Source organism: Ruegeria sp. BHSC276 (assembly GCF_059612945.1).
Genome location: NZ_JBXWRP010000003.1, coordinates 175,166 through 201,681, shown reverse-complemented (window position 1 = coordinate 201,681; position 26,516 = coordinate 175,166). Strand labels below are relative to the sequence as shown.

26 protein-coding genes are annotated in these 26,516 nt (G+C 63.6%); 18 read left to right on the top strand and 8 right to left on the bottom strand.

Annotated features, from left to right (window positions below):
- Window positions 1-136 precede the first annotated feature (136 nt).
- The 4 genes from AC2FMD_RS04625 to mdoH are packed head-to-tail and all read left to right on the top strand — an operon-like array spanning window position 137 to window position 6,118.
- Window positions 137-1,507 (top strand): tetratricopeptide repeat protein, encoded by a 1,371-nt coding sequence (locus AC2FMD_RS04625; RefSeq protein ID WP_496794745.1) that lies wholly within the window; start codon window positions 137-139, stop codon window positions 1,505-1,507.
- A 29-nt stretch (window positions 1,508-1,536) separates the two neighbouring features.
- Window positions 1,537-2,754, top strand: coding sequence for an OpgC family protein (locus AC2FMD_RS04620; RefSeq protein ID WP_496794744.1), 1,218 nt, complete (start codon window positions 1,537-1,539; stop codon window positions 2,752-2,754).
- The gene (locus AC2FMD_RS04615) at window positions 2,751-4,250 is read left to right on the top strand and encodes an OpgD/OpgG family glucan biosynthesis protein (protein ID WP_496794743.1); all 1,500 of its coding nucleotides are present in this window, start codon (window positions 2,751-2,753) and stop codon (window positions 4,248-4,250) included. The genes AC2FMD_RS04620 and AC2FMD_RS04615 overlap by 4 nt, the downstream gene beginning before the upstream one ends.
- Complete coding sequence (mdoH, locus tag AC2FMD_RS04610) at window positions 4,247-6,118, top strand: glucans biosynthesis glucosyltransferase MdoH (RefSeq protein WP_496742135.1); 1,872 nt, start codon at window positions 4,247-4,249, stop codon at window positions 6,116-6,118. The genes AC2FMD_RS04615 and mdoH overlap by 4 nt, the downstream gene beginning before the upstream one ends.
- On the opposite strand, the gene AC2FMD_RS04605 is transcribed toward mdoH, so the two are convergent.
- Together AC2FMD_RS04605 and AC2FMD_RS04600 are read right to left on the bottom strand one after the other, a co-directional pair.
- A complete protein-coding gene (locus tag AC2FMD_RS04605) occupies window positions 6,119-6,937 on the bottom strand; it encodes a CE1 family esterase (protein ID WP_496742137.1) in 819 nt (272 codons plus the stop codon).
- Window positions 6,934-7,368 (bottom strand): rhodanese-like domain-containing protein, encoded by a 435-nt coding sequence (locus AC2FMD_RS04600; RefSeq protein WP_496742139.1) that lies wholly within the window; start codon window positions 7,366-7,368, stop codon window positions 6,934-6,936. The genes AC2FMD_RS04605 and AC2FMD_RS04600 overlap by 4 nt, the downstream gene beginning before the upstream one ends.
- Before the next feature lie 258 nt (window positions 7,369-7,626).
- On the opposite strand from AC2FMD_RS04600, the gene AC2FMD_RS04595 reads away from it, so the two are divergent.
- From AC2FMD_RS04595 to selD, 7 genes are read left to right on the top strand one after another with little or no spacing between them, the layout of a single operon-like run.
- On the top strand, window positions 7,627-10,500 hold the full coding sequence (locus tag AC2FMD_RS04595) for a monovalent cation/H+ antiporter subunit A (protein WP_496794742.1): 2,874 nt from the start codon (window positions 7,627-7,629) through the stop codon (window positions 10,498-10,500).
- Window positions 10,500-10,859, top strand: a complete 360-nt coding sequence (locus AC2FMD_RS04590) for a Na+/H+ antiporter subunit C (RefSeq protein WP_496680150.1) — start codon at window positions 10,500-10,502, stop codon at window positions 10,857-10,859. The genes AC2FMD_RS04595 and AC2FMD_RS04590 overlap by 1 nt, the downstream gene beginning before the upstream one ends.
- Window positions 10,856-12,415, top strand: a complete 1,560-nt coding sequence (locus AC2FMD_RS04585) for a monovalent cation/H+ antiporter subunit D (RefSeq protein ID WP_496742143.1) — start codon at window positions 10,856-10,858, stop codon at window positions 12,413-12,415. The genes AC2FMD_RS04590 and AC2FMD_RS04585 overlap by 4 nt, the downstream gene beginning before the upstream one ends.
- A complete protein-coding gene (locus AC2FMD_RS04580; RefSeq protein WP_496794741.1) occupies window positions 12,415-12,912 on the top strand; it encodes a Na+/H+ antiporter subunit E in 498 nt (165 codons plus the stop codon). Before AC2FMD_RS04585 ends, AC2FMD_RS04580 begins: the two co-directional genes overlap by 1 nt.
- Window positions 12,909-13,178, top strand: coding sequence for a K+/H+ antiporter subunit F (locus tag AC2FMD_RS04575; protein WP_490359877.1), 270 nt, complete (start codon window positions 12,909-12,911; stop codon window positions 13,176-13,178). The genes AC2FMD_RS04580 and AC2FMD_RS04575 overlap by 4 nt, the downstream gene beginning before the upstream one ends.
- Before the next feature lie 7 nt (window positions 13,179-13,185).
- The gene (locus tag AC2FMD_RS04570; protein ID WP_496687391.1) at window positions 13,186-13,572 is read left to right on the top strand and encodes a Na+/H+ antiporter subunit G; all 387 of its coding nucleotides are present in this window, start codon (window positions 13,186-13,188) and stop codon (window positions 13,570-13,572) included.
- 5 nt (window positions 13,573-13,577) lie between these two features.
- A complete protein-coding gene (selD, locus tag AC2FMD_RS04565; RefSeq protein ID WP_496742145.1) occupies window positions 13,578-15,737 on the top strand; it encodes a selenide, water dikinase SelD in 2,160 nt (719 codons plus the stop codon).
- Here selD and mnmH read toward each other — a convergent pair.
- Window positions 15,677-16,780 carry a tRNA 2-selenouridine(34) synthase MnmH gene (gene mnmH, locus AC2FMD_RS04560; RefSeq protein WP_496742147.1) on the bottom strand — a complete coding sequence of 368 codons (1,104 nt, stop codon included), beginning with the start codon at window positions 16,778-16,780 and terminating at the stop codon, window positions 15,677-15,679. The two genes, selD and mnmH, sit on opposite strands and share 61 nt — an antisense overlap.
- Before the next feature lie 51 nt (window positions 16,781-16,831).
- Window positions 16,832-17,500, bottom strand: coding sequence for an SOS response-associated peptidase (locus tag AC2FMD_RS04555; protein ID WP_496684391.1), 669 nt, complete (start codon window positions 17,498-17,500; stop codon window positions 16,832-16,834).
- A gap of 50 nt (window positions 17,501-17,550) precedes the next feature.
- Here AC2FMD_RS04555 and AC2FMD_RS04550 point away from each other — a divergent pair, with 50 nt between their 5' ends.
- Window positions 17,551-19,203, top strand: a complete 1,653-nt coding sequence (locus tag AC2FMD_RS04550; RefSeq protein ID WP_496742149.1) for a tetratricopeptide repeat-containing sulfotransferase family protein — start codon at window positions 17,551-17,553, stop codon at window positions 19,201-19,203.
- 60 nt (window positions 19,204-19,263) lie between these two features.
- Here the strand turns inward: AC2FMD_RS04550 and AC2FMD_RS04545 are convergent, their stop codons facing one another.
- Window positions 19,264-20,841 carry a bifunctional metallophosphatase/5'-nucleotidase gene (locus AC2FMD_RS04545; protein WP_496794740.1) on the bottom strand — a complete coding sequence of 526 codons (1,578 nt, stop codon included), beginning with the start codon at window positions 20,839-20,841 and terminating at the stop codon, window positions 19,264-19,266.
- Between the two features lie 107 nt (window positions 20,842-20,948).
- Between AC2FMD_RS04545 and AC2FMD_RS04540 the strand changes: the two genes are divergently transcribed.
- The 4 genes from AC2FMD_RS04540 to arsC are packed head-to-tail and all read left to right on the top strand — an operon-like array spanning window position 20,949 to window position 23,108.
- Window positions 20,949-21,287 carry a DUF952 domain-containing protein gene (locus tag AC2FMD_RS04540; protein WP_496794847.1) on the top strand — a complete coding sequence of 113 codons (339 nt, stop codon included), beginning with the start codon at window positions 20,949-20,951 and terminating at the stop codon, window positions 21,285-21,287.
- A complete protein-coding gene (locus AC2FMD_RS04535; RefSeq protein WP_496794739.1) occupies window positions 21,284-21,715 on the top strand; it encodes a DUF1330 domain-containing protein in 432 nt (143 codons plus the stop codon). The genes AC2FMD_RS04540 and AC2FMD_RS04535 overlap by 4 nt, the downstream gene beginning before the upstream one ends.
- Window positions 21,712-22,770, top strand: coding sequence for a quinone-dependent dihydroorotate dehydrogenase (locus AC2FMD_RS04530; protein WP_496794738.1), 1,059 nt, complete (start codon window positions 21,712-21,714; stop codon window positions 22,768-22,770). Before AC2FMD_RS04535 ends, AC2FMD_RS04530 begins: the two co-directional genes overlap by 4 nt.
- A complete protein-coding gene (gene arsC, locus AC2FMD_RS04525) occupies window positions 22,767-23,108 on the top strand; it encodes an arsenate reductase (glutaredoxin) (protein WP_496794737.1) in 342 nt (113 codons plus the stop codon). Before AC2FMD_RS04530 ends, arsC begins: the two co-directional genes overlap by 4 nt.
- Here the strand turns inward: arsC and AC2FMD_RS04520 are convergent.
- From AC2FMD_RS04520 to AC2FMD_RS04510, 3 genes are read right to left on the bottom strand one after another with little or no spacing between them, the layout of a single operon-like run.
- Window positions 23,105-24,421 carry an MATE family efflux transporter gene (locus tag AC2FMD_RS04520; protein WP_496794736.1) on the bottom strand — a complete coding sequence of 439 codons (1,317 nt, stop codon included), beginning with the start codon at window positions 24,419-24,421 and terminating at the stop codon, window positions 23,105-23,107. The genes arsC and AC2FMD_RS04520 overlap by 4 nt on opposite strands.
- A gap of 5 nt (window positions 24,422-24,426) precedes the next feature.
- Window positions 24,427-24,945 carry a PaaI family thioesterase gene (locus tag AC2FMD_RS04515; protein WP_496687376.1) on the bottom strand — a complete coding sequence of 173 codons (519 nt, stop codon included), beginning with the start codon at window positions 24,943-24,945 and terminating at the stop codon, window positions 24,427-24,429.
- A 1-nt stretch (window position 24,946) separates the two neighbouring features.
- A complete protein-coding gene (locus tag AC2FMD_RS04510; protein WP_170358398.1) occupies window positions 24,947-25,366 on the bottom strand; it encodes a PaaI family thioesterase in 420 nt (139 codons plus the stop codon).
- A gap of 115 nt (window positions 25,367-25,481) precedes the next feature.
- Between AC2FMD_RS04510 and AC2FMD_RS04505 the strand changes: the two genes are divergently transcribed.
- Together AC2FMD_RS04505 and AC2FMD_RS04500 are read left to right on the top strand one after the other, a co-directional pair.
- Window positions 25,482-25,850 (top strand): MerR family transcriptional regulator, encoded by a 369-nt coding sequence (locus AC2FMD_RS04505; RefSeq protein WP_496678371.1) that lies wholly within the window; start codon window positions 25,482-25,484, stop codon window positions 25,848-25,850.
- Window positions 25,851-26,111: 261 nt separating this feature from the next.
- A complete protein-coding gene (locus tag AC2FMD_RS04500; protein ID WP_005981908.1) occupies window positions 26,112-26,513 on the top strand; it encodes a MerR family transcriptional regulator in 402 nt (133 codons plus the stop codon).
- Window positions 26,514-26,516 lie beyond the last annotated feature (3 nt).

The window sequence follows — 26,516 nt, the reverse complement described above, 5'->3', positions numbered from 1 at the left end:
GAACAGGCGGATTTTTTCGCGTTTGCCGCACACGGGCTTTCACCAATTCGAGAGCAGGCCCGATACTGGTACGTCGCACCCGAACACTCTGCTAAGCCCAGAGGTGTCACTTTGCGCAGCCGGATTGGACCCGAGCATGAAACAAGACCTTTTTGGACAGATGAACACCCTGACCGACCCGATCGCGGTCGAGGCGTGGAACGGTGTGCTGCTTGGTTTCCTGGCCCACGCGGCCGTAACACCCCAGCATCTGGGCAGAGTGCTGGAACTGGAACCGGAATTTGCGCTGGGCCATGCGGTCAAGGGGTTGTTCATGGTGCTGCTGGGCCGGCGCGAAATGACGGCCGTCGCCCAAGAGGCCGCCGCAACCGCCCGCGCCGCCGCCGATCACCAGCCGATCACCCCGCGCGAGGCGTTGTATCTGGACGCCCTGGATCAGTGGCTGGCGGGTCATCCGTCGCGCGCGATCCAGACGTTCGAGACCATCCTGCGCGCCCACCCCGAGGACGCGCTGGCCATGAAGCTCAGCCATGCCACCCGGTTCGTTCTGGGCGACGCGGCTGGCATGCGCCGCTCGATCGAGAGGGTGCTGCCCGCCTATGCGCCCGATCATCCGGGCCGCGGCTATCTGCTGGGCTGCCATTCCTTCGCGCTCGAGGAAACCGGCGACTATGACAAGGCCGAGATCGCGGGCCGGCAGGCGCTATGGATGGTGTCGGACGATGCCTGGGGCCTGCACGCGGTGGCGCATGTGCACGAGATGACCGGCAAAGCCAAGGCCGGCCTGGACTGGTTCGCGGGGCGCGAGGCAGCCTGGGCGCATTGCAACAATTTCCGCTATCACGTCTGGTGGCACAAGGCGCTGATGCATCTGGATCTGGGTCAGGTCGATCAGGTGATCGCGCTCTACGATCACGAGATCCGCAAGGACAAGACGGATGATTACCGCGACATCTCGAACGCGACTTCGCTGCTGTCGCGGCTTGAACTGGAAGGCGTCGATGTCGGCAGCAGGTGGGAAGAACTGGCCGATCTGAGCGCGGCGCGCACCGAGGACGGTTGCCTGATCTTTGCCGATCTGCACTATCTGCTGGCCCTTACCGGAGACAGCCGCGCCGATGCCACGGCCAAGTTGCTGGGGCGCATTCACAAGGATGCCCAGACCCCCGAGACCGACACGGCAAGGCGCATGGCCGATCCCGGCCTAGCGGCTGCCAAGGGGCTCGAGGCGTTCGGAGAGGGCGACCATGCCCGCGCCTTTGACCACCTGCTGGCCGCGCGCGACAGCATGCAGCTGGCGGGCGGCAGCCACGCGCAACGCGACGTCTTCGAACGCATCACCATAGATTCCGGCCTGCGCGCGGGGCGGTTCGACGCGGTCGAGCGCATTCTGGACGACAGGCGGGCCAAGCGCGGAGGCGCCGAGGACAATTATGCCCTAGCCCGGCGTGCGCTGATCGACGCCGCGCGCGACCAGTCGGATGCGCAAAGCGTGCCTGCAGAATAACGACAAGACCAAGAAGGACCCGAGACCGCATGGCGACCGCATCGCCCGTTTCTGATTTTGCCCCGGTGGAAACCCCCGCCGCAGCCCGCTCCACGACGCGGGACCCGCGGCTGGATTTCTATCGCGGCATCGCGATGTTCATCATCCTGATCGCACATATTCCGAACAACCCGTGGTCGCGCTGGATTCCGGCGCGGTTCGGCTTTTCCGACGCCACAGAGATTTTCGTCTTCTGTTCGGGCATGGCCTCGGCCATCGCCTTTGGCGGAGCGTTCCTGCGCAAGGGCTGGTGGATGGGCACGGCGCGGGTCAGCTTCCGCATCTGGCAGGTCTACTGGGCGCATATCTGCCTGTTCTTCTTCGTCGCCATGTCCATGGCGGCCTTGGATCTGTCGGGCGCTTTCGACAAAAGCTATGTCAACGCTCTGAACCTGCAGCATTTCTTCAACGACCCGGCGCCGCAGATGGTGGGTCTTTTCACGCTGACCTATGTTCCGAACTATTTCGACATCCTGCCCATGTACCTGGTGGTTCTGGCGATGATGCCGCTGTTCATGGGGCTGTCTCGGGTCGGGGTCTGGGCGGTCGGGCTGGTTTCGGTCGCGATCTGGCTGGTCGCGCAAACCGGCGCGTTGGCCCTGCCGGCCGAGCCGTGGTCGGACCGGCAGTGGTTCTTCAACCCGTTCGGCTGGCAGCTTCTGTTCTTCACAGGCTTTGCCTTCATGCGCGGCTGGCTGCCGGCGCCCCCGGTGTCCAAGACCCTGATCTGGGCGGCGGTGGCGTTTCTGGTCCTGTCTGCGCCCTTCGGATCATGGAAAGTGTTTCTGTGGGTTCAGGCCGCAGCCCCCGACCTGGCGGCCGAAATCCGCAAGGTCTGGCCGCTGACGGCCGAACTGCGCGAAAAGACGGATTTCGGCCTGTTCCGCTATGTGCACTTTCTGTCGCTGGCCTATCTGGGCTGGGTCGCAGCGGGCACCCATGGGCACCGGCTGATCGCAACCGGACACGGCGCCGGCGCGCGGATCTGGCAAGTGATCCTGAAGCTGATCACCAAGGTCGGCCAGCAATCGCTTGCCGTGTTCGTATTTTCCATGGCAGTGGCACGACTTATCGGCGTTTTCCTGGATGAATTCGGGCGGGATTTCGCCGCCGTTCTGACCGCCAATCTTTTTGGATTTGCAATGCTGATCGGCGTTGCCTATCTGGCCGCTTGGTTCAAATCACACCCGTGGAAGTCGAAGACATGAAGCTTACGCGTCGTTCCTTTCTGGCGTCGACAACGGCGCTCGCCTTCGCCCGGGCCGCATGGGCCACGGGCGGCGACGTTGCGTTTGACCGGGCCGATGTCATCGCCATGGCCCGAGACCTGGCCAGCCGCCCCTATCAGGCGCGCGCCCAGGTTCCGCAAGAGTGGCTGGACCTGACCTATGAGCAGTACCGGTCGATCCGGTTCCGGCTGGATCACGGGCTTTGGTTCGGGTCCGACACCCCGTTCAACGTGGATTTCTTTGCACCCGGCCTGTACTTCCCCCGCCCGGTCCAGATCTCGACCGTCGAGGGCGGCCGGGTCGAGGCCGTACCCTTCGATCTCGAGATGTTCGACCGGGCCGAGGACGTACCGCCCTTGCCTGTCAGCGACACACTTGGCTTCTCGGGGTTCCGTCTGCGCACCGAGATGCACCGCCCCGGCAAGACCGACGAGTTCTGCGTGTTCCAAGGCGCCAGCTATTTCCGCGCCATCGGGCTGCACGAGGTCTATGGCCTGTCGGCGCGTGGTTTGGCGCTGAAAACCGGCGACCCCGAGGGCGAAGAATTCCCCGAATTCATCCGGTTCTGGCTGGAACGGCCCAGGCCCGGCCAACGCAACATGATCGTGCATGCGCTGATGGACAGCCCCAGCGTGGCCGGGGCCTACCGGTTTGACATTACCGCCGGAGAAGACTGCCAGATGCAGGTCGAGGCAACCCTGTTCCCGCGCACCGACCTGACCCATGTGGGCATCGCGCCGGGCACCTCGATGTTCCTGTTCGACCAGACCAACCACAACCGGTTCGACGATTTCCGCCACGCCGTGCATGACAGCGACGGGCTGATGATCCGCAATGGCGCCGGCGAAGTGATCTGGCGGCCACTGGCCAACCCCACGCGGCTGCAGATTTCATCTTTCGTCGACATGAACCCGCGCGGCTTTGGCCTGATGCAGCGCAAGCGCGCCTTTTCCGACTATGCCGATCTCGAGGCGCAATACCACAAACGCCCGGGTCTGTGGGTCGAACCGATCGGCGATTGGGGCAAGGGCACCGTGACGCTGGTGGAAATTCCGGCAGACCAGGAGATCTATGACAACATCGTCGCCTATTGGCGCCCGGCCGAGCCGATGGCGGCGGGCACGCAGGTCGATCTGGCCTATCGCCTGACTTGGGGCGAGCAGCCACAGCGCACGGCCATGCCCCGGGTGATCCGCACGGCCATGGGTGAGAACACCTTTGGCGAGGGCCGGCTGGCCGTGATCGACTTCGAGCCCAGCGAATTGTTCGAAGACCCCGACGCGCTGAGCGTCTTCGTGCAGTCACCCCATGCCGAAACGTCGGATGGCGTACTGCAGCGCAACCCCGACACCGGCGGGCTGCGGCTGGCATTTTCCTTCCAGCCGGGCGACCGCGACCATGTCGAATTGCGGGCGCAGCTGCGTCTGGGCGAGGCCCCGGCCTCCGAGGTCTGGCTTTACCGGTGGACCGCATGAGCCCCGATCTTCATATCATGCCGCCTCAGGCCCCCCTGCCGATGCCCGCGCAGGACTTCCGCGCCGGGTTTCGCGACGCGAAAGTGCCCGAACGGCCCGGCGACCGGTCTGCGGGCCTGTGGCGGGCAATGGCGTTTTCCCCCGCCATGGGCGCGACGCTGGCCCTGTTGTGGTTTCTGGTGGACTGGTTCGACACCGAGGGCATCAACCTGGTCGAGGCCATTCTGCTAACGCTTATTTCGTTCAACTTCTTCTGGATCGCATTCACCGTCAGTACGGTTCTGCTGGGAATGGTTTCCTTGTCCCGCCAAGACCGGCCCCGGCGCGCGGCCCGGCCGCAGCCGTTGCGCGTGGCCCTGCTGATGCCGGTCTACAACGAAGCGCCGTGGAACGTTCTGGGCAATGCGCGCACGATGCTGGAAGACCTGCGCGCGCGCGGCGGTCAGCATCACTATGCGATGTTCATCCTGTCTGACACGCGCGATCCCGATATCGCCGCCCAGGAACAGGCCAGCGTCGAGGCGCTGCGCACCACGCTGGCCCCGGGGCTTGAACTGTATTACCGCCGCCGCGCCGAAAACACCGACCGCAAGGTGGGCAACATCGCCGATTGGGTCAGCCGCTGGGGCGGCGCCTGGGACGCGATGCTGGTTCTGGATGCCGACAGCCTGATGACCGGGCGCGCCATCGCGCGGCTGACCGACGCATTGGCCCGTGACCCCGGCGCCGGGCTGATCCAAAGCTATCCGCAGTTGATCGGCGCCCAGTCGGTCTTTGCCCGGATGCAGCAATTCGCCAACGGCGTCTATGGCATCGCCTTTGCCGAGGGGCTGGCCCGCTGGTGCGGGCAAGAAGGCAATTACTGGGGCCACAACGCGATCATCCGCACCAAGGCCTTTGCGGCCTGCGCAGGCCTGCCAAAACTGCGCGCTCTCAACGGACGCGAGCAATTGATCATGAGCCACGATTTCGTGGAGGCCGGCCTGCTGCGCCGGGCCGGATGGGGGGTCCGGTTCCTGCCCCGCATCCGCGGGTCCTACGAGGAAACACCCCCTACCCTGATCGACCATGCCCTACGCGACCGTCGCTGGTGCCAGGGCAACCTGCAGCATCTGCGGCTGCTGGGGTCGGCGGGTTTCAAGGCCGTATCGCGTTTTCACCTGTTCCACGGGGCCGTCGGATATCTGATGTCACCCCTGTGGTTCGCTCTGCTTCTCATGTGGGCGCTGATCGGCCAGGGCAAGGACGCCTCGGTCCTGCATTACTTCAGCCCCGACAATCCCCTGTTCCCGCAATGGCCGGAAATGACCGAGACGCGCCACGTTCTGATCATCCTAGTGATGTACGCGATGCTGCTGGCGCCCAAGATCCTTGGTGCGCTGGCCCTGCCGCTGAGCGGTGTCCGTTATTCCGATTTCGGCGGCGCCGCGCGCTTCTTTGCGTCCTTCCTGTTCGAGGTTATCCTGTCGATCCTGTTCGCCCCCATCCTGATGGTCCAGCAGATGATCGCGGTATTCCGCACGATGTTCGGGGTGCAAAAGGGCTGGGCGCCCCAGGCGCGCGCGGGTGGCCGATTCGGGCTGCGCACGCTGCTCCTGTTTCATGCGCTGGAGACGGTCAGCGGCGTGGCGCTGAGCGTCGGCATCCTGTCCGGGCTGGTCTCGGTCTGGCTGGCCCCGATCGCCGTCAGCCTGACCTTCGCGGTGCCGCTCTCGGCGCTCAGCGGGGTCTCGGCGGCCCGGGCTCGGCGATTGCTGCGGATGCCTGAGGATGTCAAGGAACCAGCGATCAGCCGCGCCGCCCGTGCCCACCGCAACGAGTTGAAGCGCCTGATCAAGGGCAAACGAACGCTGACCCCGGCGGAATGATCAGCCGCCCGGGAGGCCTTCGTACCAATCCAGCATCATGTCGGCCCAGCCTGCGGGCACAGTGTGGCCACCGGGGAACAGGGCGAATTCAAGCGCGCTGCCATCGGCGCAGCGGGTCCATTTGCGGCGCAGGAACGGCCCCGTAGTGGAAATCCCGTCCGGGCGGTTATCGGCGCAACCATTGGCCTGCCGCCAGATTTCCAGACCGGCAAAAATATCACCCTGCAGGAACCGGCCGCCACCCAGCGCCCGCCCCTCGAGCGGCACCACGTTGTCGGTCCAGCCATGGGTGTGGAACAGGCGGACAGGCCCGGCACAGCCGTCGGGATGCGGGCGCCAGAAGCCGCCCGATACCGGAACAAAGGCCGAAAACGCGTCGGGCTTGGCGCAGGCCAGGTAGTTCACCATGAACCCGCCGCCCGAAAACCCGCCAAGGATGACGCGGTCGGGGTCGATGTCAAACCGGCGGACGGCATCCCGGACCACTTCGGCCAGGAATGCGGCTTCGTCGCGGCCCTCCCAACCGGGATAGAAGTTCCAGCTTTTGCGCCCGTTGCGCAGCGCGCCGTCGGGTGCCATCACCGCGTATCCGCGCGCCAGCAGCGGTTCGACCATTCCGCGGTTCCTGAGGGTCCCCGACGCGCTGCCGCCGTAACCATGTAGGAACACTACCAAGGGCGGATGGTCCTGGTCGGGGACCTCGATCAGATAGGTACCCCGCGCGGTTTCACACGCCCCTTCGACCCCATCGCAGGCCGCCAGCGCCGGTCCGGCAAGCAACGCGGCCCAGACCGACAGCCACCGGGCAACGGCACTCACGATTGCACCTCGTAGCTGTCGACCGGCAACCCGGCCCGGATCCAGCCCGGCCCGGCCGCCGAGCCCAACATGCCCTCGGGGACGTCGATGATGTTGGAAAACCCGGCGCGGGTCAGGGCGTTGCTCAGCCGGGCCGACCGGACACCGCGCGCGCAGATCAGGGCAACCGGACGGCTGCGGTCGCCGCCGGTCAGACGGTCGAGTGCGGCCACGAAATCGTCGCGCCGCATATCCAAGGGGATCGCGCCCCGCCCGATACCCGTCGCCTGCCATTCGCGCGGTGTACGGATGTCGATCAGAAGAACTTCGCCGGACACGGCGCTGGCCTGCGCCTGCGCGACGCTCAGCTTGCCGCCGGAAAACTCCTCTGGGATCAGACGGTACTCGCGGATCGCAAACCCCACGGCCAAAGCGGCCGTTCCAACCAGCAACACCCATCTGCGCCGTTTCAACCTTTGCTCTACCAACTCGAACCCTCCGGATGGGATGGCCCGTTTCTAGCACAAGGGCCCTTTCACCGCCGCGCCAAATTCGCGCGCGGAAATCAAGTTTGCGTCATTTTTTCGCATTTGGGTCGGCGGAATCCACGGGCGTTAGGGCAAGGTGAAAAACTTGCAATAGCTGGACAGCCAATAAATTATCCTTACAAATTCAAGCCCACACTGACCGCTCAGCCCGGAGTATCGCACTTGTCCCTATTCCTCATCGCGGCCCTTCCGTTTCTTGGCGCTGTCTTTCCGGCCTTACTGGTCCGGGCCGGTCGCAATGCGGCAGCCTCGGCCGCCGGGCTAACCACCTTCCTGGCGCTCATGGGGCTGTTGATCCACATCCCCGCCGTCATGCAGGGTGAGGTCGTGACCGCCCGTTTCGACTGGATTCCCGGACTGGGGCTAAACGCCAACTTCATGCTGGACGGGCTGGGGTTCCTGTTTGCCCTGCTGATCCTTGGCATCGGTCTGTTGATCATCCTGTACGCGCGGTTCTACCTGTCGCGCGAGGATCCGATGGGGCAGTTCTATACCTATCTGCTGCTGTTCCAGGGCGCGATGGTTGGCATCGTTCTGTCGGACAACATCCTGCTTTTGCTGATTTTCTGGGAGCTGACCTCGCTCAGCTCGTTTCTGCTCATCGGCTATTGGAAGCACCTGCCCGAAGGTCGCCAGGGCGCGCGGATGGCGCTGGCCGTGACCGGGTCCGGCGGGCTGGCGATGATCGCAGGTATGCTGATCCTTGGCAACATCGTGGGGTCCTATGACCTGAGCGTGATCTTGCAAAACCGCGAGCTGATCCAGGCCTCACCCTATTACCTGCCGGCGCTGGTGCTGATCCTGCTGGGGTGTTTCACAAAGTCGGCCCAGTTCCCGTTTCATTTCTGGCTGCCTCATGCCATGGCCGCGCCAACGCCGGTTTCGGCCTATCTGCACTCGGCCACGATGGTGAAGGCCGGCCTGTTCCTGATGGCACGCATGTGGCCGGTTCTGGCGGGGACCGAGGCGTGGTTCTACATCGTCGCAACCACCGGTCTTGTAACAATGCTGATCGGTGCAGTGATCGCGCTGTTCAAGGATGACCTCAAGGCGTTGCTGGCCTTTTCGACGGTTTCGCATCTGGGACTGGTCACGATGCTGCTGGGGTTCGGCACCAAGATCGCCGTCGTGGCCGCCATCTTCCACATCATCAACCACGCCACCTTCAAGGCCGCCCTGTTCATGACCGCGGGGATCGTCGACCATGAAACCGGCACTCGGAACATCAAGCGGCTGGGAGGATTGCGCCACCTGATGCCGATTACGTTCACCATTGGCACCATCGCCGCGCTGTCGATGGCCGGCATTCCGCCGCTGAACGGCTTCCTGTCGAAAGAGATGATGTTGGAAGAGACGGTCCACACCGTCTGGCGCAATTCCCACTATCTGGTGCCAGGTCTGGCTCTGCTGGCAGCGATCTTTTCCGCGGCCTATTCCTTCCGCTTCATCAGCCACGTGTTTCTGGGCCCCGAGCGTGACGACTATCCCGCCCATCCACACGACCCCCCTGCAGGCCTGTGGTTGGCCCCCGCGTTCCTGGTGGTTCTGGTCGTCCTGATCGGCCTGAACTCGGCTGTCATCGTCGGCCCCTTGGTCGCGGTTGTGTCTTCCGCGGTGATCGGCGGCGAGAAGCTGCCTTATTATTCATTGAAACTGTGGCACGGGTTTACGCCGGCGCTGTATATGTCGGTCATCGCTACGCTGGGCGGTCTGTTTCTGCTGGCCCTGCACCGTCGCGGCGAAACCGCCTGGAACGCCCTCCCCCGCCCCGAGGCCAAGTCCATCTTCGACGCCGTCATCGGTGCGCTGACCGCCGCCAGTCGCTGGATCACGGACGAGCTGCACAACGGTGTCATCAGCCGCTATGCGATCATCCTGATCGCCTTCACCGTCGGGCTGGGGTACTATGCTTTCGCAACCGGCACGATCGGGTTGGAAACGCGGGTTCCGCTGGAGGCCCCCATCATCCCGATCATCGGCTGGCTGTGCCTGATCGTAGCGACGATGGGCATCATGTGGTTCCACCGCAACCGTCTGCTGTCTCTGGTCCTGATCGGGGTGGTGGGGCTGATCGTGTCGATGGCCTTCAACTATCTGTCCGCGCCTGATCTGGCTCTGACACAGATCTCGGTCGAAGTTGTCACGATGATCCTCCTGCTGCTTTCGCTGAACTTCCTGCCGACCGAGACCCCATGGGACAGCAGCGCGGCACGGCGCTGGCGTGATGCTGCCATTTCGGTGGTGGCCGGTATCGGAGCTGGGGGCTTGATCTATGCGCTCATGCTGCGCGATTTCGCCTTCCCGACGATTTCGGAATTCCACCTGGCCAATTCCTACAAGGGTGGCGGCGGCACCAATGTGGTCAACGTGATCCTGGTGGACTTCCGGGGATTTGATACCTTCGGCGAGATCATCGTGCTGGGGATCGCGGCACTGATCATCTTTGCTTTGACCGAGGCCGTGCTAGGCACCAGTGTTCGCGCCTACCTGCTGAACCGCAAGCCACATTGGCCCCAATCGGGCGACTCTCACCCGCTGATGATGGTTGTTGCGACACGTGTGATGATGCCGATTGCCCTTATGGTGGGTGCCTATATCTTCTTCCGGGGACACAACCAACCCGGAGGCGGGTTCATCGCCGGTCTCATAGTCGCGATCGCCTTCCTGATGCAGTACATGGCCAGCGGCTACACCTGGGCGATCGAGCGGCAACGGTTCTACTACCATGGCACCATCGGCTGGGGCGTTTTGATCGCTGCGGCCACGGGTTTGGGCGCCTGGTTCAACGAGCGGCCCTTCCTGACCAGCGATTTCGGCTATCTGCATTGGCCACCACTGGAAGAGTTCGAATGGGCCACTGCCATGCTGTTCGACACAGGCGTGTTCCTTGCCGTTCTGGGCGCTGTGATGTTGGCTCTGGACAGCCTGTCGCGCTTTGCGTGGCGGCCGGGCATGGCGCAAGAATTCCCGATGGACATCAACCCTTTGCGCAATGACCCGATCGAAGAAGAACAAGAAAAGAAGGAGCAGGGCTGATGGAAGCTCTCGTCGCCTCGGCCGTTGGCGTGCTGACCGCCGCCGGGATTTTTCTGATCCTGCGCCGTCGGACCTTTCCGGTCATCCTGGGCCTGTCCTTGCTGACCTATGCGGTCAACGTATTTCTATTCGCCACGGGACGGCTGGCCGTGAATGCACCTGCAGTTCTGAACAAATACGAAGAGGTTCCCTACACCGACCCGCTGCCGCAGGCGCTGGTGCTGACGGCCATCGTGATCTCGTTCGGGATGACGGCGGTTATCGTGATGATCGCGTTGGGGGCCTATCTCTCGGCCAAGGATGACCACATCGACATGGCCGCGCGCGACAGCGTGGACGGCGCGGGAGAAGACGCATGAACCACTGGATCGTTGCGCCGATCGTCCTGCCCGCGATCCTGGCCCCGTTCATCATCATGGTCCTGCGCTATCATCTGGACCTGCAGCGCATCTTTTCGGTGGCGGGCGTGGTGGGCCTGCTGGGTATCGCGTTGACCATCACCGCGCAGGCGGCGGGTGGCGACATCCATGTCTACGAGCTTGGCAACTGGCCCGCCCCGTTCGGCATCGTGCTGGTGCTTGACCGGCTCTCGGCGATGATGGTGCTGCTGACCGCCTTGCTGGCCTTGCCCATCGTGCTGTACGCCATCGCGTCCGGATGGGACGAGCGCGGTGATCATTTCCACCCGCTGTTCCAATTTCAGCTGATGGGGGTTTGCGGCGCCTTCCTGACGGGAGACGCCTTCAACCTGTTCGTGTTCTTCGAGGTGCTGCTGATCGCATCATACGGTCTGATGACCCATGGCGGCGGCGCTGTGCGTCTGAAGGCCGGAGTTCAATACGTCACCTACAACCTGCTGGGGTCGACACTGTTCCTGTTTGCATTGGGCACGATCTATTCGGTGACCGGAACGTTGAACATGGCTGATCTGGCCTTGCGCGTGGCCGAGATGCCGACCGAAGACACCGCCCTGTTGCGCGTGGGCGCGGTTCTGCTGCTACTGGTCTTCTGCATCAAGGCCGCCGTCCTGCCGCTGCATTTCTGGCTGCCGGCAAGCTACGCCAATGCACCATTGCCGGTGGCCGCCTTGTTCGCGATCATGACCAAAGTGGGGGCCTACTCGATCCTGCGGGTCTATACGCTGGTCTTCGGCCCGGACGTCCCGGTCTCGCAGGGACTGGTCGGCGACTGGCTGCAACCCGCCGCATTGGTGACGCTGGCCATAGGATCCATCGGTATATTGGGAACCCAACACATCGCCCGAATGGTGGCCTTCTGCGCCATAGCCTCGATGGGAACGCTGCTGGTCGCCATATCGCTGTTCACCGAGTCGGCGACCGCCGCGGCCTTGTACTATGTCTACCACTCCACCCTAGCCACCGCCTTGCTGTTTCTTGTGGCCGATCTGGTCATGCAACGCCGCAGCGGGGCAATCGCGCCGCGGCCGCCGATGCCGCAGAACGGGCTGATAGCTTCTCTGTTTTTCGTCGGCGCAATCGCCATGGCCGGCATGCCGCCCCTGTCAGGCTTCATCGGAAAACTGCTGGTGCTGGATGCCGCGCGGAACGCGCCTGATGCCACCGCCATCTGGGCCGTGGTCCTGATCGGCTCGTTCGTCACCATCGTGGGGCTGGCGCGTGCCGGCTCGTTGATCTTCTGGAAAAGCCACGACGCCAGCACGCAGGATGATCCGACGCCCGAAGCGGAAACCGCCCCCGAAGACGCAGACCCCGCGCCACCGCCGCCGCCCGAGCCGCAGCCCGGCCTTGCCTTCACTTCGGTCTTCGGCCTCGTCGCGGGGCTGGTCCTGCTGACCCTGTTCGCCGGGCCGGCGCTGGACTACACTCGCAGCACGGCGGCGCAGTTGTTTGCGCCGGAACAGTACATCTCGGCCGTATTGGGAAGGGAAGACTGATGAAACTATTGCGCCGGATATTTCCTCACCCGCATCTGAGCTTTCTGCTGACGATCGTCTGGGTGCTGCTGGCCAACGCGCCGTCGCTGAATTCGCTGGTTTTCGGGTTGCTTCTGGGTATCGTCATCCCCTTCATTACGCAGCCCTACTGGCCCGACCGTCCAGTGCTGCGCAACTGGCCGATGGTGGTGGAATACATCCTCGTCGTGCTGTGGGACATCGTGGTGGCCAACATCACCGTCGCCCGGATCATCCTGTTCAAGCCGGATGCCGAGCGCCAGCCCAACTGGGTCTCGATCCCGCTTGAACTGCGCACCCCCGAGGCGATCACCGTACTGGCCGGTACCATCACGATGACACCCGGGACCGTCAGCTGCGACCTGTCCGCCCAGGGCCGCTGCCTGCTGGTGCATTGTCTGGATTCCCCCGATCCGGGCGCCGTCCGCGACCAGATCAAACAGCGGTACGAGCGCCGCCTGAAGGAGATCTTCGAATGATCGAGTATGCAATATACTTTGCCTTTGCCTGTTTCGGCGCCGCGATCATGATGTGCCTTTGGAGGATCATCACCGCCGACGGCGTCGGAACCCGCGTACTGGCGCTTGACACCATGGTCATCAACACCATCGCCTTGATGATTCTGTATGGCCTTGCCGTCGGAACCGAGATCTTCTTTGAATCCGCGATGATCATCGCCATGCTGGGCTTTGTCTCGACCGTGGCCTACGCGCGCTTCATGCTGCGCGGAAACATCATCGAGTGAGGCCGGCATGGAGTTTCTGTTTGAACTGCTGATCGCTTTTTTCCTGATCGTGTCAGGCATCTTCGGCTTTGTCGGCTCATTCGGGATGATCAAGCTGAAAGACCCGATGTCGCGCTTGCATGCGCCCACCAAGGCAACCACGCTGGGCGTGGGCGGCGTTCTGCTGGCCTCTATCTTCCATTCGGTTCTGATCGAGGGGCGCCTGTCGATGCACGAACTGCTGATTACCCTGTTTCTGTTCCTGACCGCGCCGATCACGGCCCTGTTCATTGCCAAATGGCATATTCACCGCCATGAAAAGCCCGAGAACCTGCCCGATGCCGGCGAGGATGGCCTGTGGGCCACCCACGCGGTCGAGCAGATGGAAGACGTCCCGGACCACAGCAAGAACTGAGCCGCATGCAAACGCCGTCCCTGCCCCTGACCCGCGATCTGGTTCTGATCGGCGGAGGCCACACCCATGCCCTGGTGCTGCGCAAATGGGGCATGAACCCGCTGCCAGGCGTGCGTTTAACCGTGATAAACCCGGGGCCGACGGCCCCCTATTCTGGCATGTTGCCGGGATTTGTCGCGGGGCACTACGCACGGGAAGATCTCGATATCGACCTGGTGCGCCTGGCGCGGTTCGCGGGCGCTCGGCTCATCCTTGGCCCCGCCACCGGGCTTGATCCCGAACGTCGCGTCGTTCAGGTGCCCGACCACCCCGAGATCGGTTTTGACGTGGCCTCGGTCAATGTGGGGATCACGTCCGACATGCCCGACCTGCCCGGTTTTGCCGAACATGCAGTGCCGGCCAAGCCTCTGGGTCCGTTTGCCGCGCACTGGGCCGCTTATCTGAACGGCTCGGGCCCGGCCTCGGTTGCGGTCATCGGCGGCGGGGTCGCCGGGGTTGAACTGGTCATGGCCATGGCCCATGCCTTGCGTGCGCGCAACCGCAAGGCGCTAGTGACGCTTATCGACCGCGACCGGGCCTTGTCGGCGGTTGGTTCCAAGGCGGCGGCGACCCTTCGTCGAACCATGCACGACCTGGGTATCGACTGCATCGAACAAGCCGGCATTCTTCGCGTCGGACCGGATTACCTAGAACTGGCAGATGGTCGCCACATCGCCGCAGATTTCGTGACCGGAGCCGCAGGCGCCCGCCCCTATGACTGGATCGCGCAGACCGGTCTGGCCCTGCACGAGGGGTTCATCCGCGTGAACAGCCACCTACAGTCCAGCGATCCGTTGATCTTTGCGGCCGGGGACTGCGCGCACCTGTCCGAAGATCCCCGGCCAAAGGCGGGAGTCTTTGCGGTCCGCGAAGCACCAGTGTTGTTCGACAACCTGCGCGCCGCGCTGGGGGCCGGGCGGATGCGGAGTTATCGGCCGCAGAAGGACTACCTCAAACTGATTTCAATGGGCGAGAAATCGGCGCTGGCCGAGCGGCTGGGTACATCTTTCAGCGGCCCGCTGATGTGGAGATGGAAGGACCACATCGACCAGAAGTTCATGGATCGGTTTCGCGACCTGCCACGCACGAAAGCCCCACCCCTGCCGCGTCACCACGCCGCCGGCCTGCGCGAGACGTTGGGAGAAAAGCCGATGTGCGGCGGCTGCGGGGCCAAGGTCGGGCGCGGCGCGCTGCGCGCGGCCCTTTCGGTCGTGCCCGGCAGCGACCGCCCGGATATCACACCTTTGCCCGGCGATGACGCCGCGCTGCTGACCGTCGGCACGGCCCGGATGGTGATGACCACCGACCACCTCAGGGCCTTCGTTGCCGACCCGGTTCTGATGACCCGGATCGCCGCTGTTCACGCGCTTGGGGATGTATGGGCGATGGGCGCGGCACCTCAGGCCGCTACGGCGACCCTGATCCTGCCGCGCATGTCGGCGCAACTGCAGAACCGGACGATGGCGGAAATCATGGAAACCGCGACCCATGTCATGCGGCAGGCCGGGGCCGAGATCGTCGGCGGCCACAGCTCGATGGGCGACGAGATGACCATCGGCTTCACGGTGACCGGCCTGTGCGACACCGACCCGATCACCCTGTCCGGCGGACGGCCGGGCGACGCGCTGTTGCTGACCAAACCGTTGGGCAGCGGGGTCCTCATGGCCGCCGAAATGTCCGGTGATGCACGCGGCGACTGGGTGAAGGCGGCATATGATCTGATGACGCAGCCCCAGGGCGAGGCGGCGCGTATACTGAGCGCGGCGCATGCAATGACCGACGTCACCGGCTTTGGGCTGGCCGGGCATCTGGCCGGGCTGTGCGAGGCCTCGGGTTGCGGCGCAATTCTGGACCTGAACGCGGTGCCGGTCATGGATGGGGCGGACCAGCTGAGCCGCGCCGGCATCCGCTCGACCCTGTTTGCCGACAACCGTGCGATCGTTCCCGAATTGCCCGAAGGCAACAAAGCCGATCTGCTGTTCGACCCCCAGACCGCCGGAGGCCTGCTGGCTGCCGTCCAACCCGACGCCGCCACGGCCCTGCGCGACCGGCTGCGAGCTGCGGGTTATCCGGCCGAAATCGTGGGTGAACTGATCGAGGATCCGGGGCTGAAGCTTCGGGGTTGAACCAACAGCTCTTCGATTTGCGATGCCAGACTGTCCAGCGCTGTTGCGGTGAGCGACTCCGCTTGCAGTTGCGCCATCAAGTCCACCTTGTGGACCCGGCGCGATTTTTCATAGGCCGGGTCATAGTGCTGCTCCATCAGGGCACGGGTCAGCCCGGGCTTGTCGCCTTGGGCGATCAGATCGAACCAGCTATCCACCACGTCATGGCCGCGGTGATGGCGCAGCGGTGACAGACGCTCTTTAAGCCGCTCGGCATCGGACAGGATGTCGTCATAGGACGACACCAGATAAGCCGTGCGCGCCTCGATGGGTGCGGTGATCCGGATACGCGGCGCGATCCGCAGCGCCTTCCAAACCGAGGGCGGCAGGATCAGCGTACCGATCTTCGAGGATTCGGCCTCGACCACGACCGGGCGCGAAGGGTCCAGCGCAATCAGCGCCGCGGCGAGTGAGGATTCGAAAGCCTTTTGACTGGGTTGGCCGCCCGGTTGCTCGCCCAGAAGCGAGCCCCGGTGATTGGCCAGCGCCTCGAGGTCCAGAACCTGCACGCCCCTCTGGCGCAAGCGCTCCAGAAGCTCGGTCTTGGCGGTGCCGGTATATCCGTCCAACGCCACCAGCCGGTGCGGCAGCGGGTCGTCATACAGAAACCGGTTCACAAGCCGCCGATAGGTGCGGTACCCGCCCGAGACGACCTCGGCGCGCCAGCCGATCTGCTGCAGCATCCAGGTGAACGACCCCGATCGCTGCCCCCCGCGCCAGCAATAGACCAGGGGGCGCCAACCGCCATCGTGATGGCTCAGGCGGTTTTCGATATGGTCGGCGGCATTGCGGAACACCAGCGCCGCGCCCAGCTTGCGGGCCAGAAACGGGCTTTGCTGCACATAGATGGTGCCGACCCGAGCGCGCTCTTCGTTGTTCAGAACCGGCAGGTTGATGGCGCCGGGCGCGTGGTCTTCGGCATATTCCGCCGGGCTGCGCACGTCGATAACCGTGTCGAACCCGTGGGTGTAGAACGCGGTAAGGTCTGGAAACTCGATTGCCATAGATCATGGTCTAGCGCCGCGAGGGCTCAATGGAAACCCGCGACCGAGCGATCAGCCCTCGGCGATCGGCGCGATCAGCTGCGGGCCGCTGGCCCGGTTCGAGTTGACCGCGGTACTGACCCGGTAGAACTCCAGCAGATCCTCGGGGCCGGGGCGCATAAGGCGTGCGGCCCCCTTGCCCACTTCGCCCAGCCACAGCGCCCAGTCTTGTGGCTCGAGGATCAGAGGCATGCGGTGATGGATGGCCTTGACCCGTGTGTTTGCGGCAGTGGTCACGATGGCGCAGGTGACGCGGCGGGCGTCAGGCGGCCCCCACTCCTGCCAGATCCCAGCAAAGGCGATGGGGGCACCGTCGCGGCGGTGGAAATACCACGGCAGGCGCGCGCCGTCCGCGTCCTTGGTCCATTCATAGAAACCCGTGGCGACGACGATGCAGCGCCGATCTCGGCAGGCGGCGCGAAAGGCCGGCTTGTCCGCCAGGGTCTCTGCGCGCGCATTGATCAGAAGCGGGCCGTCATTTTCGGACTTGTACCAATGGGGCAGAAACCCCCATCGCAACGGATCCAGCCTGCGCCCCGTTTCCCCGGCGCGGACCACATGCACCGGGTTGGTGGGACACACATTGAAGTTGGGCACCGGCGGCAAGTCATTCGCCGGGCGCGCGGCAAACAACTGTGCCATGGCATCATTGGGAAGAGTTATTGCAAACCGTCCACACATGGGCAATGAACCTAGCAGCGGAAAAACAGGATCGAGCGGCGCATAGTCTGATGGCAACTCAAGCACCAAATTCCCTCAAGGCCAAGGCATTGGCCGATCTGGAAACAGGCAAACTGCCCCAGGCTTTGAAAAAAGCGACGCTGGGCACCAAGAAATTTCCGCAGGATGCAGACTTTCACGCCATTGCGGGTTTCGTGCTGACCGAGATGAAGCAGTACAAGAAATCCATCCCCCATTTTCAGGAGGCGTCACGTCTGAAGCCGAATGACCCGCAATTCGTGGAAAACATCGCCAATGCTCTGATGCAGACCGGGCAGATCGCTCAGGCCCTGGCCTATTCCGAACGGATGTTGGACAAATTCCCGGGCAACACGGAAATCATCCGCGTCATCGATGAAATCAAGCTCAAGGGGCAGAACTGGCGCAGCATCGTCGAAAACGCCACCGAAAAGCTGAAGAACGACCCCGACAACCCCAAGCTTCTGGCCTCGCGCGGCCGGGCCTACGGCAAACTAGGCTTTGTCGAGGCCAGTTCGCGCGACATCACGCGGGCGTATGAACTGGCGCCAGACGACATGGGGATCGCCTTCCGAAAGGCGGTCGATCTGCATCAGGCGGGTGACAAGACGGGGTGTGCCGAGATTCTTTGGCGCATTCTGGAACAGGAGCCGCACCACATTTCGGCCTTGTATCAGCTGTCGTCGATGGTCGACCGGGAGCAGGCCAAGTCACTGATGCCGCAGGTCGAGGCGGCGATGGCCGAGATCAACCATAGGGATTCGACGTTGGAATTCGCCAAGGCCCAGCTTGAGTCGAAAATCGAGGGCCTGGAGGCCGCACTCCCGCAGTTTGCGCGCGCCAATGCCGCCCAACACGCGGAAAACCCTTACGACTTCGGCGCCGAGGAGAAGAAACTCGAGCGGATCAAGTTCCTGTTCCCCTCCCCGGAGGCCGTTCCCAGTTCCGGCGTCGAAGACGTACCGTTGCCCATCTTCGTAGTCGGACAGCCGCGCTCGGGTACCACGCTGATGGAGATGATGCTGAGTGCGGTCCCGGATGTCGCCGGTTGCGGAGAACTGACCCTTGCCGCCGATCTGTCGGCGGTCTACTCGGATGAAAATCAGCCGTTCGGCGATACCGAGGCCCGCAAATTCGCCGAAGAGTTTCGCGAACTGATGCCGCCAATCCCTGACGGCTCCATCGCCTTTGTAGACAAGATGCCTCACAACTATCAGCGCGTGGGCTTCATCCTCTCGGCCTTCCCGAATGCCAAGATCGTGCACATGCTACGCGACCCGCGCGACGTAGGTCTGTCAAAATGGATTCGCCGTTTTCCCGCGAGTGGAATGCGCTACGCGTCAAACTTGGACTCCATCGCGCATTCGGCCAACCTGTATCGGCGCTACATGCAGCATTGGGATGCCATCTTCGGGGATCGCATCCTGACGGTGCCCTACGAAAAACTGGTGGCCGACCCTGAGACCTACAGCAAGCAGGTGGCCGCGTTCTGCGGGATCGATTGGCAAGAAAGCATGATGCACCCGGAGGAAAACAAGAAACAGGTGCGCACTGCCAGTATCGACCAGGTACGCAAAAAAATCTCGACCAAGTCGATCGGCGGCTGGCGCAAGGTCGCCGATCACGTCCGCTCCATGCTGGACGGGTTCGACCCAGAACTGTGGCCGGAATACGAGTTCGACTGAGACCCGCCAACGAAAAAAGGCCGCATCCCCGGATGCGGCCTTTCTTCTTTTAGCAAATAATCACTTCTTCTGAATACGACCGTCGAGGTAAGGCGTGTAGGGTGCATTCGCCTCCAGATATTCAGCAGTCACATCCGCAAGATCAGGGCCGAAATCATAGGCGTTCTTGTCGTCGCCCGTGAACATCTTGTACCCGTCCCCGCCATTCCGGACATAGTTGTTGGTGACCACCAGATAGGTTTTGGCCGGATCGATTGGCACATAGCCATCACCCTCGGCCACCATGACCTCGGTCACGCGGCCTTCGTTGGGGGCAACCGACGGATCCCAGGTGAATTTCAACCCAGCCACCTGAGGGAAGCGGCCCTTGACCTCTTCCACCTGGCTGACCCCGTTTTCCAGCGCATCGATGATGCCCTGACCGCTGATCTCGAAGGTCGAAAGCGTGTTCTGGAAGGGCAGAACGGTCAGCACCTCGCCCATGGTCACGTCGCCCGCGTCGATCGAAGCCCGCAGGCCGCCCGAGTTGGCGATGGCGATCTGAACGCCCTGATCGGCGACCCGCGCCAGCATGGCATCGGCTACCAGGTTGCCCATTTCGCATTCCTGCACGCGGCAGATTGACCGGTCACCTTCGATCGGTGCCGCGGCGCTGGCCACGACCTTGTTGCGGATCTCCTCCAGCGGTTTGGCCAGTTCTGCGATGCGATCAAGGGCCGCCTGATCCTCGGTCACGGTGTTGTCCATGATCAGCGGCTCACCCACCGCCTCGACCACGTTGCCGTCGTCATTGAAGGTCACGTTCAGCTCGCCCAGGAACTTGCCGTAGGCATAGGCCTGAACGATCTGCACACCGTTCACAACCGTCGGATACGGCCCAACCGCCTTGTCCGACGTGTTCGACAGATAGGTGTTCGAGTGTCCGCCCACGATCACGTCGACGCCCGTGGTTTCCTGCGCGACCCGTTGGTCGACGCCATAGCCCGAGTGGCTGAGCACGATGATCTTGTTGACGCCGTCGGCCGTCAGCTTGTCGACCTGCGCCTGAACTGCGGGCACCGGATCCGAGAAGGTGATGTTGGGGCCGGGCGAGGCCAACTCATCCGTATCCTCGGGGGTCAGGCCAATCAGGCCGATCTTTTCGCCCCCCACTTCGATCACGGTCGAACGCATGATCCTGTCGGTCAGCAGTTCTTCGTTCTCGATATTCGCGTTCGACATCAGAACCGGGAAATCGACGGTGTCGATGAAGCCCGCCAGAACCTCGGGGCCGTCGTCGAATTCGTGGTTGCCCACGGTCATCGCGTCATAGCCCAGCTTGTTCATGAACTCGGCCGCGACCTTGCCCTTGTAGTAGGTATAGAACAACGACCCCTGGAACTGATCGCCGCCGTCCACGAGGATCGAGTTCTCGGCCCGCGCGCGCGCATCGTTGACCGCGGTGACCAGGCGCGCCGAACCGCCGAAGCACTTGCCCTCGGCATTGTCCTCGGCGCTGCAGCCGCTGTCATATTTGTTGATCGGCTCGAACCGGGAATGGAAGTCGTTGGTGTGCAGAATGGTCAGCTTGTAGTCGGCCGCCGCCATGCCTGCAGTCAGGCCAAGGGCCGCGACGGATGTCAGGAAACGGGTAATCATTTGAAACTCCCTGTTATTGATTGCCAAGATCGTGCGCCGAGGGCGGCAAAGAGTCAAAGGGGGAAATGCGGCTTGATTCTACCCCGCGCGCGGGGCATCACGGCGCCATGCTGATCTACAAGATATTCCGGGCCGAGGAATGGGCGGCCCTGCAGGCACAGGGCGAAACCCGGGGCGCGCCGGTCGATGTGGCGGATGGGTTCGTGCATTTTTCCACCGCCGAACAGGCGGCGGAAACCGCGGCCAAACACTTTGCCGGGGCCGAAAACCTGACGCTCGTGGCCTGCGATGCCCGGAAAATGGGCGATGATTTGAAATGGGAGGTCTCGCGCGGGGGTGCCTTGTTCCCGCATCTCTATCGCAACATGCGCATGGCGGATGTGGTCTGGGCCAAGCCGCTGTCGCTGGAAAACGGCGCGCACCGCTTCCCCGAGGAAATGCAATGACCGGCCATATCGACCCCGACCGCGCCCAGTTCGAGGCGTTCAAGGCGCTGGACCGCGATCACCCGATCGAGATGCTGAACCTTGTGCGGTTCCGCGCCAAGGCGGCCTATCCCGAAAGCCACGAACTGGCCGCCGCGGGGCTGAGCGGCGCCGAAGCCTATCGCCGGTATGGGGCCGAAACGGCGCCGATCATCGCGCGGCTGGGGGCCTCGATCATCTGGCGCGGCACGTTCCAGACCACGCTGATCGGCCCGCAGGGCGAAGCGTGGGACGAGATGTTCATCGCCCGTTACCCCTCGGCCCATGCGTTCCTGGAGATGGTGACCGACCCGGCCTATCGGGCAGCGGTGATTCACCGGCAGGCGGCGGTGGCCGACTCGCGCCTGATCCGCACCGCCCCTAGCCCAAACGGAGCGTCCTTCGGATGAAACTGACCGAGAAACTGGCCCTGGCCGCGCTGCATCGCGTGGATCCTGAAACCGCGCACGGCCTGTCGATCAAGGCGCTGAAATCGGGGCTGACCCCGGCGCCCGGTCCCGTCACCTCAATGCGCCTGCGCACGCAGCTGGCCGGGCTCGACCTGCCCAACCCGGTAGGTCTGGCCGCCGGGTTCGACAAGAATGGCGAAGTCCTGGGCTCGCTGTCACGCGCGGGCTTTGGGTTTATCGAGGTGGGTGCCGTCACACCGCGCCCGCAGCCGGGCAATCCCAAGCCGCGCCTGTTCCGCCTGACCGAGGACCGCGCCGCCATCAACCGGTTCGGCTTCAACAACGAAGGGATGGAGGCGATGGCCCGGCGTCTGGCGCACCGCCCCAAGGACGCGGTGATCGGCCTGAACCTGGGCGCCAACAAAGACAGCACCGACCGGGCGCGGGACTTCGCGCAGGTGCTGGCCCATTGCGCGCAATGGCTGGATTTCGCGACGGTGAATGTCTCGTCGCCCAACACCGAAAAGCTGCGCGACCTGCAGGGAAAAAAGGCGCTGAGCGCCTTGCTGGCAGGTGTGCTGGACACCCGCGAAGCCTTGGCGCGGCCGATCCCGGTGTTTCTGAAAATCGCCCCCGACCTTACGGATGACGAACTGCGGGACATCGCCGATGTCGCCCGTGACACGGGCATCGACGGTGTCATCGCCACCAACACGACCTTGTCGCGCGAAGGACTGCGCAGCCCGCACAAGGATCAGGCCGGCGGATTGTCCGGCGCGCCTCTGTTCGAGAAATCGACCCGCGTTCTGGCCCGGCTGAGCCAGTTGACCGACGGGCAGATGCCGCTGATCGGCGTGGGCGGCATCGGCACCGCCGAACAGGCCTATGCCAAGATCTGCGCCGGGGCCTCGGCCGTACAGTTCTATACCGCAATGGTCTATGGCGGCCTGTCGCTGGCGGCCGAGATCGCGCGGGGGCTGGATGCCCTGCTGGCGCGGGACGGGTTCAAGTCGGTGGCCGACGCCGTCGGCAGCAAACGAGAGGATTGGCTGTGATCGAATACTGGCACAACCCACGCTGTTCAAAATCGCGCGCCGGGCTGGCCCTGCTGCAGGACCGCGGCGCCGAAGTCACCATTCGCAAATACCTCGAGGACGCGCCCGGCGCGGATGAGCTGCGGGCGGTGCTGTCCCGGCTGGGCATCCCGGCGATCGAGATGATGCGCCGGGGCGAAGCGCGGTTCAAGGAACTGGGGCTGAGCAAGAATTCGCCCGAGGAAGCCTTGATTCACGCGATGGCCGAGAACCCGATCCTCATCGAACGCCCCGTCGGGATCACTGCCGACAAGGCCGCCATCGGTCGGCCGCCCGAGAACCTGCTGACCCTTCTCTAGACTACCTGCGCCTCGAGCCGGGGATAGCGCAGGCCCAGCGTCACCGCGCGGGCGGTGTTCAGCACCATCAGCGCGGCCCACAGCCCGTGATTGCCAAAGCTCGGCACCAGCAGGAACAGCGCCACCACATAGATCGCCACCGACTGGACCATGGCGGTGCGCATGGCGCGGGTCCAGGTGGCGCCGATATAGATGCCGTCGAACATCCAGCTGGCGACGCCGATCACCGGGGCCAGCGCCGCCCAGATCAGGTATTCGCGCGCCGCGATCCGCACCTCGGGTGCGGTGGCCATCAGGTCGATCAACGCGGGCCCCGCCACGAAGAACGTGACCCCCAGCACCAGAGCCCCACCGACGCCCCATTGCGACGCCATGATCGAGGCGCGCCGGACCTGGTATCGGTCCTTGGCCCCGACGGCGCTGCCCACCAGCGCCTCGGCGGAAAAGGCGAACCCGTCCAATGCAAAAGCGGTGATTTCCAGGAACTGCAGCAGCACCTGGTTGGCAGCCAGCGTCACATCGCCCAGATCGGCGCCCACGAACAGAAAGGTGGTGAAGGACCCGGTCAGCAGGACCGATCGGATCATGATGTCGCCATTGACCTGCATCATCCGGCGCAGGCGGGCGGGGTCGAAGATCCGCGCCCAATCGCGCCATTGATTGCCACCGAACGCATCGCGGCACAGCCACAGGCCCAGCGCTAGACCGGTCCATTCGGCGATCAGCGTGGCTACCGCCACACCTTCGACGCCCCAGCCCAGACCCAGCACGAACCATAGGTCCAGAAGGATGTTCAGCCCGTTCATCCAAACCTGCAGGACGAACACTCCGCGCGTGCGCTCGACCGCGATCAGCCAGCCCGTCACCGCATAAAGCGCAATGGTCGCCGGTGCGCCCCAGATACGAATCTCGAGGTAATCGCGCGTCAGCGCCTCGACCTCGGGGCTGGCGGGCGACAGGGCGAAGGCCCCTGCAAATACCGCCACCTGCGCTACGATAAAGAAAAGTCCCGCAGCGCTGCCCAAGAGCAGACCGCGCATGAGCAGAGCTCCGGTTTCAGCCGTGTCCCCTGCGCCTCGGGCCTGCGCCGCCAATCCGGTCGTGCCCATGCGCAGAAAGCCGAACACCCAATAGATCGTGGCCAGAATAACCGCGCCGATGCCAACCGCTCCGATCGGGGCGGCCTGCCCCATCTGGCCGACCACGCCGGTATCCACCGCGCCCAAAATCGGCACCGTCGCGTTGGACAGCACAATCGGCACCGCGATCTTCAGCACCCGCCTGTGCGTGATGGGTGCCGAGGCGTCCCGCATTTTGCTCAGCCCTTGGCCGAAGGCTCTTGCGGCATCAGGAAATGCCCGCTGGCCTGCGCGAACAGCTTGGCGTGGTTGTCCTGCCAGGCCTCGACGCGAACCGAGGCATACCGCCGTCCCGCCCGGCTGATGAAAGCGCGCGCATAGGCATCGCGCGGCAGGCCCGAGCGCAGATAATCCACCGTGAAGTCGATGGTCTTGGGAAAGCGGATACTGTGATCAGAGATGATGTCATCGGCGTCGATCTCACCGCTTTCGATGCGCGGGAACAGGTGCTCCCAGCTGAGCGTGATCACCGCCGTCACCTCGAGAAAGGCCGCCGTGACGCCGCCATGAATCGCCGGCAGGAACGGGTTGCCGATCAGCTTCTCGTCGAAATTCAGAACGCTGGTCAGTTCGTCTCCGCGCCGGTCGAAGCTGATGTTGAGGAACCGGATATACGGAACCCCCTCGACCAGCGCCTTGAGGGCCGCGTCGCGCCGCTGTTTCACCACCTGCATCGGCTCGGGACGGGGTCTTGTCATCTCACTTCCCCTCGACCGTGAAGGCGCCCGAGGCGGTGGCCACAGGGCGATCTTGATCGTCGTCCATGGCGGTGGCGCGCACGAAGGCTACGTTGCGCGTGATGTGATAGCAAGTTGCCCGGGTGGTGATCGTTTGGCCGGGCGTTGCGGCGCGCATGTAGTCGATGCGCAGGTCGATGGTGGCGGTACCGCCGGGGGCTGCCGGGTGGCTCATGACCGCGGCCCCGCAGCAGGTATCAAGGCTGGCCGACACCGCTCCTCCGTGAATCACGCCCGTGCGGGGATCGCCGATCAGATCCTCGTTGTAGGGCATGGTGATCTCGGCCTCGCCCTCGCCGATATGCGTCAGGGTCAGGCCCAAGGCCCGCGCATGGGGGATCGCTTCGATGAACTGGCGGGCGAGTACTGTCTTGTCGACCATTGGTGCTCTGTCCTTTTTCGTTGCCTTCTTTATGGTCTGGTGTTGACGCAAAGGGCAAGCCCGCCTGTTGCGCTTGTCCGCGCAACGCCCTAGGTTGCAGCCGAGGAGAACAGGAATGTCCGACGATCGTTTGTCATTCAAAGAGATGTGCGCCGAGTTCGACGTGACTCCGCGCACCCTGCGCTACTATGAATATATCGAGCTTCTGCAACCCGACCGCGAAGGCCGGTCGCGGTTCTATGGCCCGCGCGAACGGGCGCGGATGAAGCTAATCATGCGCGGCCGCAAGTTTGGCTTTCCGCTGGAAGAGATCCGGCAATGGCTGCTGATCTACGAGGATCAGGGCAACGAGGCCCAGATGGCGACCTTCGTCGAGATGGCCGACCGGCAGATGGAAGAGTTGCGCCAGCAGCGCCAGCAACTGGACGAAGCCATGGACGAATTGCAGCGCCTGCGCGATCAAACCGCAAAAATGCTGAACTGACCCCCGGCCTGATCATCTTGACAGACAGCCGCGCGTTGCCTTGCGCGGCTTTCTTTTTTGTCGCTGCCACCCTCGATTTCGCCTGAACCGGGGCAAGGAAATTGCCGGGACCGCGCTTTACGCGAGCGGATGTTACGTCAATTTGAAAGTGACGCAGCGTTTGAATTACGTCAACGTCACTCTCATGTTGTAAAGCGGCCATCGACTGCGCAACTCATACTGACTCATACTGCATGACGCCAGTGACGAGGGGGATGACCCATGACCGAAGACCTGATGACGATCCGCGAAATGTGCGAGGCGTATGACGTCACGCCGCGGACCCTGCGGTTCTACGAGGCCAAGGAGCTTCTGTTTCCGATCCGGGAAGGTCAAAAACGGTTGTTCACCAAACGTGACCGGGCGCGGCTCAAGCTGATCCTGCGCGGCAAGCGCTTTGGCTTCAGCCTGGAAGAGATTCGCCAGCTTCTGGATCTGTACCATGTCGGCGACCAGCAACTGACCCAGATGACCCGCACCTATGAAATCGCGTGCGAGCGTCTGGCCGACATGGAAGCCCGCCGTGAGGAACTGACCCAGGCGATCGACGATCTGAAGGAACAGTTGCGCTGGGGCGAAAAGGTCATCGCCTCGATGAAACAGGAAAAGAAGGCTGCCGAGTAAGCC

Bases quoted from the DNA above. Each gene is read 5' to 3' on its own strand.
- AC2FMD_RS04625 (WP_496794745.1), top strand. From the start codon at position 137: ATGAAACAAGACCTTTTTGGACAGATGAACACCCTGACCGACCCGATC.
- AC2FMD_RS04550 (WP_496742149.1), top strand. From the start codon at position 17,551: ATGGCAACTCAAGCACCAAATTCCCTCAAGGCCAAGGCATTGGCCGAT.
- AC2FMD_RS04570 (WP_496687391.1), top strand. From the start codon at position 13,186: ATGGAGTTTCTGTTTGAACTGCTGATCGCTTTTTTCCTGATCGTGTCA.
- AC2FMD_RS04575 (WP_490359877.1), top strand. From the start codon at position 12,909: ATGATCGAGTATGCAATATACTTTGCCTTTGCCTGTTTCGGCGCCGCG.
- AC2FMD_RS04540 (WP_496794847.1), top strand. From the start codon at position 20,949: ATGCTGATCTACAAGATATTCCGGGCCGAGGAATGGGCGGCCCTGCAG.
- AC2FMD_RS04515 (WP_496687376.1), bottom strand. From the start codon at position 24,945: ATGACAAGACCCCGTCCCGAGCCGATGCAGGTGGTGAAACAGCGGCGC.
- AC2FMD_RS04520 (WP_496794736.1), bottom strand. From the start codon at position 24,421: ATGCGGGACGCCTCGGCACCCATCACGCACAGGCGGGTGCTGAAGATC.
- AC2FMD_RS04500 (WP_005981908.1), top strand. From the start codon at position 26,112: ATGACCGAAGACCTGATGACGATCCGCGAAATGTGCGAGGCGTATGAC.
- AC2FMD_RS04510 (WP_170358398.1), bottom strand. From the start codon at position 25,366: ATGGTCGACAAGACAGTACTCGCCCGCCAGTTCATCGAAGCGATCCCC.
- AC2FMD_RS04585 (WP_496742143.1), top strand. From the start codon at position 10,856: ATGAACCACTGGATCGTTGCGCCGATCGTCCTGCCCGCGATCCTGGCC.
- AC2FMD_RS04590 (WP_496680150.1), top strand. From the start codon at position 10,500: ATGGAAGCTCTCGTCGCCTCGGCCGTTGGCGTGCTGACCGCCGCCGGG.
- AC2FMD_RS04615 (WP_496794743.1), top strand. From the start codon at position 2,751: ATGAAGCTTACGCGTCGTTCCTTTCTGGCGTCGACAACGGCGCTCGCC.
- selD (WP_496742145.1), top strand. From the start codon at position 13,578: ATGCAAACGCCGTCCCTGCCCCTGACCCGCGATCTGGTTCTGATCGGC.
- AC2FMD_RS04535 (WP_496794739.1), top strand. From the start codon at position 21,284: ATGACCGGCCATATCGACCCCGACCGCGCCCAGTTCGAGGCGTTCAAG.
- AC2FMD_RS04620 (WP_496794744.1), top strand. From the start codon at position 1,537: ATGGCGACCGCATCGCCCGTTTCTGATTTTGCCCCGGTGGAAACCCCC.
- AC2FMD_RS04580 (WP_496794741.1), top strand. From the start codon at position 12,415: ATGAAACTATTGCGCCGGATATTTCCTCACCCGCATCTGAGCTTTCTG.
- AC2FMD_RS04505 (WP_496678371.1), top strand. From the start codon at position 25,482: ATGTCCGACGATCGTTTGTCATTCAAAGAGATGTGCGCCGAGTTCGAC.
- mdoH (WP_496742135.1), top strand. From the start codon at position 4,247: ATGAGCCCCGATCTTCATATCATGCCGCCTCAGGCCCCCCTGCCGATG.
- AC2FMD_RS04545 (WP_496794740.1), bottom strand. From the start codon at position 20,841: ATGATTACCCGTTTCCTGACATCCGTCGCGGCCCTTGGCCTGACTGCA.
- AC2FMD_RS04555 (WP_496684391.1), bottom strand. From the start codon at position 17,500: ATGTGTGGACGGTTTGCAATAACTCTTCCCAATGATGCCATGGCACAG.
- AC2FMD_RS04530 (WP_496794738.1), top strand. From the start codon at position 21,712: ATGAAACTGACCGAGAAACTGGCCCTGGCCGCGCTGCATCGCGTGGAT.
- mnmH (WP_496742147.1), bottom strand. From the start codon at position 16,780: ATGGCAATCGAGTTTCCAGACCTTACCGCGTTCTACACCCACGGGTTC.